The sequence below is a fragment of the Bdellovibrio sp. SBM16 genome (genome assembly GCF_056175625.1).
The window spans coordinates 190,558-203,086 of the sequence record NZ_JBJKJG010000005.1; the positions used below are offsets into that span (position 1 = coordinate 190,558).

Below are 12,529 nucleotides of genomic sequence, written 5' to 3' on the forward strand. Positions count from 1 at the left end.
AGACGACGTTCGATTCAGGGAATCTATTAGATTTTAGTCATTTTACCAATACGTTGTTTCGACAACCAGATCCTGGTCGACGAACACCTGGCAGCACAGGCGCAGGTCTTTGGCTTGTTTGTTGCGCTCGAGGGTGCGGGCTTCTAATTCGCTAGGGGTTCCAGCTGGTGTCATTTTAACTGCACATTTAGAGCAGATACCTTCTCCCAGACAGCTTGAAGCCACCGGTAATCCACCTTCGATGAGCGCATCCATCAGGTTTTTTCCGGGCTCGACAGCGAGCTCAAGTTTCTTTTGTGGAATTTTAAGAGTTGGCATATAAGAAAAGTATGAATGAAGATCGTGCGTCACACAAATTTATTTTGTTAGGAGCCAGCCGCGGGTTGGGATGGGCTACCTATCAGGGCCTAGCTAAAAAATATCCGGCCGCTGAATTTATGCTGGTGTCGCGTAAGATTGGTGAAGGTCCTTTTAAGTCGCTGAAATATGATTTTGCCAAAGAACTTTCTTCAGAATTTATCAACGCAATTCTTGATTTTAAGCCGACCACAATAATTTATTTTGCCGCCGGTGGCCCCTACGGAAATTTTCAGGATAAAAAATGGGCCGACCACCAGTGGGCCCTGCAGGTGAGTTTTTTATTTCCGGCGCAGCTTCTGCACCATCTTATGCACATTGACGTTCCGTCATTGCAGAAATTTGTGGTGGTTGGTTCGGCGATCGCCGAGAATAAACCCGACCCAGGGGCAGCGAGCTATTGTGCAGCTAAACACGCTTTACGTGGTTTAGTTTCTACGCTGCAGGCTGAAAATAAATCTGCATTTAAAATCGACCTTTTTTCTCCCGGGTATATGGCAACTGACCTGTTGCCGGCCCAAAGCTGGCCCCGCCAGCAGGGCTTGGCCGAGAGTGCTGAAAATGTAGCAAGTCGGCTGATTGCTGAGTGTCTGATCGATTCTTTAAATTAACCAATAAGCGTTATCTCTTTTGTCTATCAATTCCTGACGATATTCTTTAACATCGTTGGTGAATATTAGAGGTATATATGAGCGAAACACAAAAAGTAGAAAATGTAATTATCATCGGCTCGGGCCCAGCAGGCTTAACTGCAGCGGTTTACACAGCCCGCGCTAATTTAAATCCCCTGATGATCGAAGGCGAAGAGGCCGGCGGTCAGTTAATGATTACCACTGAAGTTGAAAACTTTCCTGGTTTTGCCCACGGTGTAACTGGCCCTGAGCTAGTCGCTGTTATGCGCAAACAGGCTGAGCGTTTCGGTACCCGCTACATCACTCGTAATGTCACAAAAGTTGATACGTCATCTAGACCGTTCAAAGTTTATGTTGGTAATGATGTGCACTTAACTCAATCGATCATCATCTCAACCGGTGCATCAGCTAAGTACATTGGTTTACCTTCTGAAAAACAATATATGAACCGTGGTGTATCGGCTTGTGCGACCTGTGATGGTGCGTTTTTCAAAAATGTCGAAGTGGCCGTTGTCGGCGGTGGTGATACAGCGATGGAAGAAGCCAACTTCTTGACTCGTTTTGCAACTAAAGTTTATCTGATCCACCGAAGCGAAAACTTCAAGGCATCTAAAATTATGTTAGATCGCGCTAAAGGTAATCCTAAGATCGAATTTATCACTAACACGGTGGTTGAAGAGGTATTAGGTGACGGTAAATCGGTAACCGGTCTTCGTCTAAAATCAACCACGACGGGTGATGTTACGACTAAGAACCTGCAAGGTTTATTTGTAGCTATTGGACATCAGCCTAATACGAAGCTTTTTCATGGACTGCTAGAGCTAAATGATGTGGGATATATCAAGACCAAGCCAGGTTCGACCTATACGAATATTCCGGGCGTATTTGCGGCCGGCGACGTGCAGGATGCTATTTATCGCCAAGCGATTACGGCAGCGGGCACTGGTTGTATGGCAGCTATCGACTGTGAAAGATGGCTAGAAGCACAACACGCGTAAGGCATTACATGACTAAAAAATTAAGCACCTCTGATCTTATTCGCAAAATCGAAAAACTGACCAAGCAGCGTATTGCTGGTCAGGAAGTTGTCGAATTAGATCAGTTCCGTGATGCTTCTCAGAAACTTCATCCGACAACGGTACTGGTTATCGAAGATGAAGAGACGCAGCGTAATTCATTAAAAAGAATTCTAGAATCAGACGGTTACCAGGTAAAACTGGCAGCCGATGCCCCGCAGTTAACAGCGTTGTTAGATGAAGACATCGACGTAAGCTTTATCATCATGGATGTAGGTCTTCCGTGGGTGAATGGTTTTGAGTTAGCACAAATGCTTAAAGAGCACCGCGAATTAAAACATATCCCGTTAATTTTCTTATCGGCTTCAGCGGAAGAAGAAGATTTACAAAAAGGTCGTGAAGTCGGCGCTGATGATTACATCAAAAAACCTTTCGATATCGAAAAGTTAAAGATCCGTATCAAAGAAATTTTAAACGAAAGAAATCAGAGGTAAGGCCGCTGGCTGCTAGCTGGTGCGTCTTACTTTAGTTTGCTGAGTCAGATAGTCATTCAGCAAGTTCATCAGCCTTTGCTTATGCATATCGGTCATATTGATAAAGCGTACACGTTGGGTAAGTCCGTCGCCGACGGTCTGTGCGCGTAACTGCACGCGGCCACACTGCGGGTTAGACGGGTTACGGTTAACCACGACAAGGTCAAAAGGCGCGCCGTAAAAATCAAACGGGATATTGTCTTCTAATAACGAACCCGATAACGAAATATTTTTTGAATAGCTCTTAAAAGTTTTACCTTTTTGCGAGATCAATAGAATTTCTATCTTTAACTCGTGACGTTCGGCACGGTTTTTATAAGCTTCGTTAATTTCTTTAAAATTCAGTGGATCTGGTGGTTTATGGTGGGCTTTTTCGATATCTAAGTGATCACCGTTAAAGTCTTTTTGCATGTGATTTGCGACATCTGAGTAAGTGTCTTCGGTGCTGATCATCGTCATGGCTTTGTTGGCCGGCTTGTGCGCAGCTTTAGTAACCGTGTCCTCTTGTTGCTGGTAGGAAAATGATTGCGGCTGTGCTTGTGCCTGGTTTTTATTTCTGATCTGGTTCTGGATGTGTGCTTTAACGTTTTCTTCAGAAACCGGCGCACCCGGAAGAGCAAAGTCGCGCTGATCAGAACTTAAAAAATCTTTTAACAGCTGCCAGTTGGCCCAACCCGCTGTCCACACGTAAAATCTTGTCCAATCACGTTCGTTCATTTTCAGAATAGCCAGTTGTAGCTGTTCTGTTGGGAGAGGCTGAGATTGAATTTTAGTGATACCATCAAGTAGTACCCAAGTTTTTGCGGTCGTCGACATGCATTTCTTATCGGTTTATCTGCTGTCCTATTTAAGACCAGCTGTTCGCTGAAGTGAATTCTGGATGATCGTCTAGTAAACTTTTGTCTAAGATGCAGGGATAATTATAGCCATGAATAAAATAATCGTAATTTTGTTGGCTTTTGGGTCGCTTTGTCCGGCGGGGGCTGCGGAAACTTACGGTCTGATGATGATCGTCAAAGGCCAGGTGCAAGTGGCCAAGAGCAAAGCCACGCCGGTCGGAGCCAAAGTCGGCAGCAAAGTTTACCCACAGGATACGATTATTACCGGTAAAGATTCGCGCGCCAAAATCGTGATGAGCGACCGTAATATTATTAATGTCTTGCCGGAAACCAAACTGCGCATTGATGAATACATCAGCGAGCTTAAAGAAAAAAATGTGCGCCTAAGCCTGTTCGAAGGCAAAGTGCGTACCAACGTTGAACAAAAATATGATAACTCTGAAAACCGCTTTGAAATTAAAACACCTTCAGCGGTGGTCGGTGTGCGCGGCACGCAGTTTTTAACCAGTTATAAACGTGCAACCAACATGACGGCAGTGACGACATTTCGCGGTGAAGTGGCTTTTCGCGGTATCGACGCTTTATCGAATAAACAGACTGAAGCCGTCATGGTAAGACGGGGTGAAACCGCAGAAAATCTTGACGGTAAAAAACCCGGCACACCGGTCAAAATTAATCCGATAGAATTTAAACGTGTCGATGGTGATTCAGCCGTACGTAAAGATGATCGTCCGCAGGATCCGTCGCAGATGTACCCGCCGAAAAACGATATCGGACAGATTATCGCGATCAAAGACCGCAATGATAATTTACTCGGGGATTCTGCAAAAAATATTATTACCAAACCAGCAAAAGTTAATATCATCATCGAGCGGTAACCATGAAAAGCAGCGTAGCATTAGTTCTAATTTTGAGTGTTTTGAGTTTGCAAGCCTACGCCCAGGTGAGCAGTAAATCGCTGCGCATTGATCCGAAAAATCAGGTGCAGCAGCCGGTTTCAGCCACTTCGGTCGTAGAGACACCGGTTAAAAATGATATGCAAGTCGAGAGTGAAGACCGCAAGGCCTTTGCGCAGGCCTATGATTTTTATAAACGAGAAGCTTATGAATCATCGATCGCGGTGCTGCAAAAACTGAAATCAGATTCATCATTAACGCCGTCGATTTATTACCTGTTAGGTTTAAATTACTACCGAATCAACAATTACGATTTATCTGAAAAATACCTAAGTGAGGTTACGCGTGCCCAGAGCGTGCAGGAGTTGTCACTGGCGTATTATTACCTGGGTTTATCGCAATTTTACAAAGCCGATTACGAACGCGCAATGAACAGTTTTGAATTATCGATTGATACTTCAAAAGACCCCGAACATGATAAGCGTGCTGACCGCATGATAGAAAAGTGCGTGCAGATTCAGAACCAGCTAGAGATAGATAAACTTAAATATACCCTGGGTTTTACTGCGGGTTATACCTACGACAGCAATGCATTAAATATTGCGCCTCAACAGGATGTGATCACCGGTAATGTGTTTAACGTGAGTGGATTTTTTGCCTACAAGTTCTTTCAGGATAAAGACTCAAGTGTTGAGCCTATGCTGTATCTGGCTGATCAGCACACCATCGATTATAAGCTTAACCTGACCGAGGATATTCAGGCCGCCGATTATACGATGTTATTGGCGAGCGTTCCGTACAAAACTATCGTTGATGGCTACCGCAGCACCACCTCAATGAATCTGGGGCTTTATATGCTGCCTTCGGAATCACAGACGCGCGAAATGTCGATTGCCTTGATCTACGTCAAACAAAATCTGGGCACCAGGTTAAATGCAGACTGGGATATTGACGGACAATTGATCATTGGCCGCGATTCTTCGCAGATCAGTTTAACCGAAGCTGCTGATAATCAGACGGCCATTAAGTATGACTTATCCGGTGCCCTGAAATACACTATGCGACAGATGCAAAGTATTACCGGTGAACTGGGTGTGATCTTAAACGATGCCGACGGTGAAAACGCCAGCTATAATAAAATCTATTCGAATCTAAGTTATGAATTGCCGACCTTTAAGAACACCTTTTCAACTTTTAAAGTCAGTTACGGTTCGACAAATTATTCGTTGTCTGAATTAGGCCGCAGAGACACGTTTACCGGCTTTGCTTATTCGGTAAATAAGGATTTAAGTGAACGTACGACGATCAACGGATTTGTCGGGCTTACCCGTAACGAATCAACGATCGAAGATTATACCTACGGTGATGCCAGTGTTGGTTTTCAGTACGTGTATTTAACCAGGTTTTAAGATTTACGGCGGTCAAATACGCCTTCCCAGCTATCGGGAATAGCGTTGTCTTTACAGTACTTTGAACGCTCTAAATACATGGCCGATAAAAAATCATCCGGTTTTTCTTTTAATAACTCAGCAAACGCGGCTTCGGCTTCGGTAAATTTTTTACCGTAATAAAGCTGTAAAGCCTGGTGATACCGGTTAAAAAACGGCATCTCTGGATGGGTTGTTCCCTCGGCGATTAACTCATAGATTTTAACGGCGCGGTTTTTTCCTTTTACGCGCACGACATCGACCTCGCGGGCGATAAATTCATTTTTAACTTCGGTGTATGTGTTTTCTGAAATCAGAATGCGGGCGTGGTAAGTTTTGGTTAAGCTCTCCAGGCGCTGCGCCAGATTTACCTCGTCACCGATAACCGTATAACTTTGAATCTGATCCGAGCCGATATTGCCGGCCACCATCACGCCGGTGTTAAGACCGATTCCGATTTTGATCTCTGGCCAGTTACGCTTTTTAAAATCTTCATTCACTTCAGTTAGCTTTTCAAAACACTTAAGAGCCGCGATGCAGGCCTTTTTTGGGTGATCTGGATAATTTAACGGCGCACCGAAAAGTGCCATGATCGCATCACCCATAAACTTGTCAATCGTACCATTGGTGCCGAAAATCGTTTCTGACATCGGGGTAAAATACCGGTTTAACATCCGCGATAGTTCTTGCGGGTCCATTTCTTCTGATAAAGTGGTAAAACTTCTGATATCAGAAAAGAATACCGTCATCTTAAGTTTTTGGCCTTTGAGCTCCAGATTTTCCTGGTTTTTTAAGATCTCTTCGACGATTTCCTTAGAGACGTATTTAGAAAAAGTGTTTTTAATTTCTTTGGATTTTCTGGTTTCAAAGAAGTAGATGTAAATTAAAAAGATGATATAGGTTATAACGGTGAACAGGATCGTCGACGCGAGCAATTCGAAATATACATTATAATTAAAATTGTGTAAGGCCACTTTGTAGATGGCGTAGATTGCGGCAAGAAAATACAGCGATGTGATGAGTAAATTTGTGTATAAAAAGAATGCGGCAAAGCTTGCGGCTAAAAACAATAAAACAAAAATCGAAACTTTGATTTCGTTCTCAGGTACGCGCATGAAGCTCTGGTCAAAAAGATTTCCTAAGATAGACAGGTGTATCTCAACTCCCGGCAAATCGGTTTCAACCGGGGTATTTCGTAAGTCAAAGATTCCGGTCGCGGTTGGCCCCATCACGGCGGTTTTATCTTTAAGCCATTGTGCTTTATCGACTTCGGTACCCTGACCGTTTAGATACACTGTCATTTTCGGATTATCATTATGAAATAGATCGCGCGCCGAAACGTATGGAACCGAGTTTTTGCGGCCATAATAGTTAACAATGAGTCGGCCGTTAGAATCAACCGGAAGAGTCATCACATCTTTTTCGTTTTCGATATCTTTGATCGCCACACTTGCGATACTCTTAACATTGTTTTTAAGTTTAGGATAGAACACGGCCTGGTAGCCGGTAGCCAGCAGGTAAGTCTGTAAGGCTAACGACGGAATAAAGCTTAGGTTGGTTTTATTACCGGCGCGGTAGATCAACGGATAGTGCCGGATCACGCCATCAAAATCCAGATTGGCATTAAATGTTGCAGTATATTCAGCAGCAGTCTGAAGCTCGTGCACATTGGCTGGCCAGCTGGCATACTGCGGAATCAGCAGCTGGTTTACGTCAGTTTTAAATTTTTCAATTTTTTCGGTGATGCTGCCAAGCTTTGCATATTCAGGAATGCGATTGAGCGACTGGTTGTACGCCTGCAGTAAGTCCTGTCCGGCTCCGATCAGGTACTCATCCTGTGGGGTAAGCCAGCGGTAACAATAGTTAATCAGGTTACGGCTTTTTTCGGCATTAAGACTGTTTTTCTGGTAGATGTTAAGGTCCTGCAGTGAGTTTTTATGGCTGCGGGTAAGGTAGTCTTTCTCGAACTTCTGATCAAGGTCATCAAAAATCGCTTTTAATTCATTGGTAAAAAACAGCTGTTCAAACTGTGAATTAATATCATCAAAAGTTAAAGTAGCATTCAGGGTGACGATTTTATCGCCGCCGCTACGGCGGAAAGATTCGACGAAACAAAAATCTTGATAAGGCGGATTTTCATAGAGAATCGGGCCTTCACCAAAGGTGCCTAGGATAATCTGCGACGGATATTTTTTTAACACTTCTTCTAAGCGTCCATCAGCCTTTGAACTCTGTGGCTCAGAAAAGATAATATCGTTGGCGATGACTTTAACGCCGTTTTTCATGGCGTTATCCCAGATGGTGGCGATAACTTCGCGCGACCACGGCCAGCGGCCAAGCTCGCGGACGGAGTCTTCATCGATATCTATTAAAAATACATTTTCATTTTTTTGCCGTGTCTGTTTGTTTTTAAAAAAACTATCGTAAAACTGGTTATTAAATTCAAAGAGAAAGCTGTAAACGGGATTGTTCTCGACCGTTTCCGGGTTATCCTGAATGCTCTTATACTTCACGTTTAAAACCGCGAAGCTTAGAAACAGAACGCTGATTAAAATAAACCCGTATAATTTGATTTTCACGGTTTACACTGCTTTTTTCCGGTGCGAATGATTTTCACAGAAATTCAGGCTTTCGATTAGCTGCCCGCGCAAGGCTGGCGTAGAAAAAATAAACTCCAGATATTGTCCGTTGCCGGTAGTCTGGATTTTTCCGCTGATTTTAATCTTTTCAAAGTATTTATTTACCGCTGCCGCATTGATGACAACGACATCAACGACACTGTTATGAAACTGGGTCGGAATTACTTTTGCGCATAATGAGCCTTCTGGGGTCGGGTTAACGGCCGCCGCCCGGAAGATCATGCCCTGTTTGTTCATCAGGACAAATTCGATACTTTTTGTCGTAGGTTTTTTATACTGTGTTACTGCCAGTGTTTTTTGTGCATCAATGCACGAATTGGTAAAGGTGCGTTCGATATCATCCTGGCTGGCCTGATCGACTGGCTGCATTTTTAACTTGCTGCTGGCCGAGTTATGGTCGGCTCGATCAGTTCCACTGGTTAGCAGCGCAAGGCCTGCAAACGGTGAAGCGCTTGAGGCCATTAACATTTTTAGCGGTTTCCAGTTAGCTTCATCACTGCGCGAAAAATAGAAGCTGTTAATATCCTTCGGACGCATTTTTAAGATAGTCATCTGCGCCTCTTCAGTTGCTAACTCCGCAGTTTTAGTCTTTGTCTGTGGATCGTAGAAACACCATTTTACAGATTCACTCATGCGCTTTGCTCCCTTATTCGTAAGTCCAATCAATGTTAATACCGAACTGATTGCCAGTGTAGTTTTTGTGACTGAATTCGTTACCGAAAATATATCCTTGGTGGCCGCGGGTTGTGCCTTTTATGGTGGTAGCAAATAGCTCAAGGTTGAGATCCAGATCCCAGCGGTGCACATAGATTAACGAAGCGCTGTAAGTCTGATCGCTGCGTTTACCGAAAGAATTGGTCAGAGACTCTGAACCAGCCGGTAAGTTTTCGGCCTGATAAGAAACATTGGAATATGAAAGCTGCGTTCGCAAGGCATGTTCATCGGTAAAATCAATACTGTGGGCTAAATCGATATTGGTAATGCCGTAGTTTCCGAAGACATTGCCGTACACTGCCGAAGGGGCGTTGACACCGTCGAACTCATAATCGGCTGCGTGGTCAATGGTTTGGCTCTGTGAAATAGTACCGTAGATTAGCTGGGTGTCGTAAACTTTAAATAATGACAAGGCTACGGTATGACTGGTTTTGTAGCCGAATTCGATATTTCGGCTAAAACGGTACGTTGCGGTTGCAAATTTATCATCGGTGATCAGATGAAACAGACCAAGGCGCAGAAACATATCGTTGGCCGTGTCCAAAAATTCGCTTTGGGTTTTCAGTACGCCAATATCCCAAGAGAAGGTGTTACGCGGGTCGGTTTTTTTTGAGTTTCTGAATTTAATTGAATACGTTTCTGATTCGTTGGCGGTTTCTTCACTTGACCAAGAAAAGCTCAGATCGACATTGATATATTTTTTAGTGGTGCGGTTTTTTAACAGGTAAAAATCTAAAGAAGGGTTAACACGGTAGGTGAGGTCGGCAATGTAAGAGTCCGGGTTTTCAGCTTCGGTAATCGTGTTTACCACTGACTGTTTGTTTGTGTTGGTGTCATAGGTGGTATTTAAATATAAAACTGCGCGAAACGGGCGGTACTTGGCCACCACCGCATTTTTTAATACTTGGGCTGCATCTTTAACCCAGCCTTTTTCATCTTCGTCATCTAAAATCAGCTCCAGAAAATACGTGGTTTTTTCGTATTCATCTTTCAGAAAGTAGTTCTTCGCTTTCCAATAACGGATAATGTTTTTCTGGTATGGTGTAAGTTTTTTCGGACTGATGTAATTTAAAACCTTAAGCGATGAGTCGTACTCTTCCTGCTCGTAATAGCTCTGCGCTACATAAATGTAATACTGAAACGTGGCCTTGGTTGGCTTTTTAGCTTCGTAATCATCGGTAATGCGTTTAAAATCGCTACGTGATAAATCAAGTTTGGCTTTGGCCTGATTTAAGATCGAAGATTTATAATTTTTTTTATCCAGCACGTTAAACAGGGACTCGGCAAATTCTAATTGCCCGCGGTCGACCGAACAGTCTGCAAGTTTGGCCAGGTAATCATTTTTTTCATTTTCAGGAACTGCATCCCAGTTTTTTTTAAGTTCACGGGCAAAGTACTCACAGTTTTTATGAAAATACAGACCGTTAATATACTTTAAATTGGCTGCATGAGCCGTGATTGAAACACAGTGAATAAGGAGCAAAATCAGGATGAAATACTTCACCCTATAAATTTATCACAAGGCATTTGCGATGATCATCGTTAAAGGTGACTGGACTTACCTAAAGCCGAGTAAGTCCATGTCCGGAACATTATTTTTCAATTGGCAATATGCTGCCTGGAAGGGTGGTTGTAGGCGTAGAACCGCTTGATCCAGACGGAAGTCTGTTGATTTCTTCGGCGCGTTTAGCGATCTCAGCTAAACGGCGGGCTAATTCAGCTCTGCGTTGGGCATCCTCTTCAGCGCGCTTTTTCTGTTCTTCTTCGCGTTTAGCCTGTGCTTCTTCGGCATGTTTACGTTTAGCGGCCAACAACTCCTCGATCAAACGCTGTTTTTTAGCCTGCTCTTCTTCAAGATGTTTTTGTTTTTTAGCTTGTTCGTCTTCTAACTGTTTTTGTTTTTTAGCCTGTTCGTCTTCCAGCTGTTTTTGCTTTTTAGCTTGTTCGTCTTCCAGCTGTTTTTGTTTTTTAGCTTGTTCGTCTTCTAATTGTTTTTGTTTTTTAGCCTGTTCGTCTTCTAATTGTTTTTGTTTTTTAGCTTGTTCGTCTTCTAATTGTTTTTGTTTTTTAGCTTGTTCGTCTTCTGAAGCTGTCTGGCGACGCTCTTGTTGTTCTTGTTTTTCTTCATTGAGACGTTCTCTGGCTTCTTTAAAACGCTCTTTTAGTTCTTCGCGCATTTCTTTTCGCTCTTCACGGCGCTCAACGCCGATGCCGCGGCCGTTAGCACGGTCTGCAAATGAACCATCATCTGATTTCGGCGGACGGCTAGCTTCTTTTGGCAATTGGATTTCTTTTGGTGGCTGCACTTCTTTTGGTGGCTGTGCACTGTTGGCCGCAGTTTCGCTGATGTCTTTTGCAGGCTCAGCTTTAGGGTCGTACTGGTATCCTAAATCGCTGTCTTCTTTTTTGCGTTCATTACGCTCTTCAGATTTTAAATCGCGCGGCTGTTCGGCTTTGGCTGATTCGGCATCTAGTTTAACTTCTTGGTTAGGACGTACAAACACCGGTGGTGCCTGTCTTTCGCCACGATCTAACAGCTTTGTTACTGCCACCAGACCTTCTATGGTAGTCACTCGCGAGACCTTTTTGGCGGCATCATACTCTGTGGTAAATACCGTTCCGCGCACACCGGCTACGGCCGAAGGTGTTTTTACCTGATACTTGTTTTTTGCCCCATCGTATTTCTGGTTAACGGTTGATTTGATTTTACCGAAATCAACTTTAAGCTCGACATCTTTTTTATCTTCGTTTGGTTTGTATACGTATTTGGCGATTTCTACTTTTGATTTGGGGTAGACGTCAACTAAGTTGGAATCGATCATGGTAATACGGGCCGTGCCGCCGCCCTGTGATTCGATGACATCAGATTCTAAGACCGTGATATCTTTTTTGACCTGAATTTTTTCTGAACCTCGGATGATAAAGACCTGACCTTTTACGATCGTCACTTTACCGGCAATACTGCCACCGGCCAGAGCGCTGATTGATAAGAATGTAACAACAAAAAGTGACAATTGGATTTTACCAATTAAACGTCCCATAAAAAACTCCTCCAAATATTCAGTAATTAGGATAACAGGGCCTAAAATGTGAAAACTAGGGAAAGTATTTGGTTTCTCAAATTAGGATATTCGGTGATTTACTTTGAGACAGTACGCGTTTTCACTCTGAAAAACGCGCAACATAATCGCTGTTAGTCAGCAGAGTTTTTGATTTCAGTGGCTTTATCAGAGACCGCTTCGACAGTTTCTGAGGCGCGGTTTTTGGCCTTTTTAGCCAGACAGGCCGCTTGGCTGTCGCCGGTTAATTTACCACAGGCTGCTTCTTTGGCGCGGTTAGCACCTTTTTTAATTTCGCGCGCCACAGATTTTGCCGTCGCGTCGGCTTTTTCAAGTAAAGTTTCTTCAGCCTGTGCCAAAGAGCCCATAAACACTAAGATCGTAAATGCAGTTTTCATATCTTTAGTTTTCACTGCT

The 12,529-nt window shown here is 43.5% G+C and carries 12 protein-coding genes; 5 read left to right on the top strand and 7 right to left on the bottom strand.

The window, feature by feature from the left end:
* Positions 1 to 42: 42 nt before the first annotated feature.
* Entirely contained in the window at positions 43 to 318 is a 276-nt protein-coding gene (locus tag AC04MM_RS06485) for a 2Fe-2S iron-sulfur cluster-binding protein (RefSeq protein WP_475379516.1), read from the bottom strand.
* Between the two features lie 11 nt (positions 319 to 329).
* On the opposite strand from AC04MM_RS06485, the gene AC04MM_RS06490 reads away from it, so the two are divergent.
* From AC04MM_RS06490 to AC04MM_RS06500, 3 genes are all read left to right on the top strand, one after another.
* On the top strand, positions 330 to 968 hold the full coding sequence (locus tag AC04MM_RS06490) for an SDR family NAD(P)-dependent oxidoreductase (RefSeq protein ID WP_475379517.1): 639 nt from the start codon (positions 330 to 332) through the stop codon (positions 966 to 968).
* A gap of 77 nt (positions 969 to 1,045) precedes the next feature.
* Positions 1,046 to 1,987, top strand: a complete 942-nt coding sequence (gene trxB / locus AC04MM_RS06495; protein ID WP_475379518.1) for a thioredoxin-disulfide reductase — start codon at positions 1,046 to 1,048, stop codon at positions 1,985 to 1,987.
* Between the two features lie 8 nt (positions 1,988 to 1,995).
* On the top strand, positions 1,996 to 2,499 hold the full coding sequence (locus AC04MM_RS06500; protein WP_475379519.1) for a response regulator: 504 nt from the start codon (positions 1,996 to 1,998) through the stop codon (positions 2,497 to 2,499).
* A 12-nt stretch (positions 2,500 to 2,511) separates the two neighbouring features.
* On the opposite strand, the gene AC04MM_RS06505 is transcribed toward AC04MM_RS06500, so the two are convergent.
* Positions 2,512 to 3,354, bottom strand: a complete 843-nt coding sequence (locus AC04MM_RS06505; RefSeq protein WP_475379520.1) for a PilZ domain-containing protein — start codon at positions 3,352 to 3,354, stop codon at positions 2,512 to 2,514.
* A gap of 112 nt (positions 3,355 to 3,466) precedes the next feature.
* On the opposite strand from AC04MM_RS06505, the gene AC04MM_RS06510 reads away from it, so the two are divergent.
* Together AC04MM_RS06510 and AC04MM_RS06515 are read left to right on the top strand one after the other, a co-directional pair.
* A complete protein-coding gene (locus tag AC04MM_RS06510) occupies positions 3,467 to 4,255 on the top strand; it encodes a FecR family protein (protein WP_475379521.1) in 789 nt (262 codons plus the stop codon).
* Between the two features lie 2 nt (positions 4,256 to 4,257).
* Complete coding sequence (locus tag AC04MM_RS06515) at positions 4,258 to 5,682, top strand: tetratricopeptide repeat protein (RefSeq protein ID WP_475379522.1); 1,425 nt, start codon at positions 4,258 to 4,260, stop codon at positions 5,680 to 5,682.
* Here AC04MM_RS06515 and AC04MM_RS06520 read toward each other — a convergent pair.
* The 5 genes from AC04MM_RS06520 to AC04MM_RS06540 form a co-directional block, all read right to left on the bottom strand.
* Entirely contained in the window at positions 5,679 to 8,279 is a 2,601-nt protein-coding gene (locus tag AC04MM_RS06520; protein WP_475379523.1) for a CHASE2 domain-containing protein, read from the bottom strand. The two genes, AC04MM_RS06515 and AC04MM_RS06520, sit on opposite strands and share 4 nt — an antisense overlap.
* Before the next feature lie 3 nt (positions 8,280 to 8,282).
* Positions 8,283 to 8,972: a hypothetical protein gene (locus AC04MM_RS06525; protein WP_475379524.1), complete on the bottom strand. Its 690-nt coding sequence runs from the start codon at positions 8,970 to 8,972 to the stop codon at positions 8,283 to 8,285.
* A gap of 13 nt (positions 8,973 to 8,985) precedes the next feature.
* Positions 8,986 to 10,557, bottom strand: coding sequence for a hypothetical protein (locus AC04MM_RS06530; RefSeq protein WP_475379525.1), 1,572 nt, complete (start codon positions 10,555 to 10,557; stop codon positions 8,986 to 8,988).
* An 88-nt stretch (positions 10,558 to 10,645) separates the two neighbouring features.
* Positions 10,646 to 12,094, bottom strand: coding sequence for a FecR family protein (locus tag AC04MM_RS06535; protein ID WP_475379526.1), 1,449 nt, complete (start codon positions 12,092 to 12,094; stop codon positions 10,646 to 10,648).
* 152 nt (positions 12,095 to 12,246) lie between these two features.
* On the bottom strand, positions 12,247 to 12,510 hold the full coding sequence (locus AC04MM_RS06540) for a hypothetical protein (protein WP_475379527.1): 264 nt from the start codon (positions 12,508 to 12,510) through the stop codon (positions 12,247 to 12,249).
* Between the last annotated feature and the right edge of the window lie 19 nt (positions 12,511 to 12,529).

Coding starts and splice junctions, on each gene's coding strand:
- AC04MM_RS06485 (WP_475379516.1), bottom strand. CDS start 318: ATGCCAACTCTTAAAATTCCACAAAAGAAACTTGAGCTCGCTGTCGAG.
- AC04MM_RS06490 (WP_475379517.1), top strand. CDS start 330: ATGAATGAAGATCGTGCGTCACACAAATTTATTTTGTTAGGAGCCAGC.
- trxB (WP_475379518.1), top strand. CDS start 1,046: ATGAGCGAAACACAAAAAGTAGAAAATGTAATTATCATCGGCTCGGGC.
- AC04MM_RS06500 (WP_475379519.1), top strand. CDS start 1,996: ATGACTAAAAAATTAAGCACCTCTGATCTTATTCGCAAAATCGAAAAA.
- AC04MM_RS06505 (WP_475379520.1), bottom strand. CDS start 3,354: ATGTCGACGACCGCAAAAACTTGGGTACTACTTGATGGTATCACTAAA.
- AC04MM_RS06510 (WP_475379521.1), top strand. CDS start 3,467: ATGAATAAAATAATCGTAATTTTGTTGGCTTTTGGGTCGCTTTGTCCG.
- AC04MM_RS06515 (WP_475379522.1), top strand. CDS start 4,258: ATGAAAAGCAGCGTAGCATTAGTTCTAATTTTGAGTGTTTTGAGTTTG.
- AC04MM_RS06525 (WP_475379524.1), bottom strand. CDS start 8,972: ATGAGTGAATCTGTAAAATGGTGTTTCTACGATCCACAGACAAAGACT.
- AC04MM_RS06535 (WP_475379526.1), bottom strand. CDS start 12,094: ATGGGACGTTTAATTGGTAAAATCCAATTGTCACTTTTTGTTGTTACA.
- AC04MM_RS06540 (WP_475379527.1), bottom strand. CDS start 12,510: ATGAAAACTGCATTTACGATCTTAGTGTTTATGGGCTCTTTGGCACAG.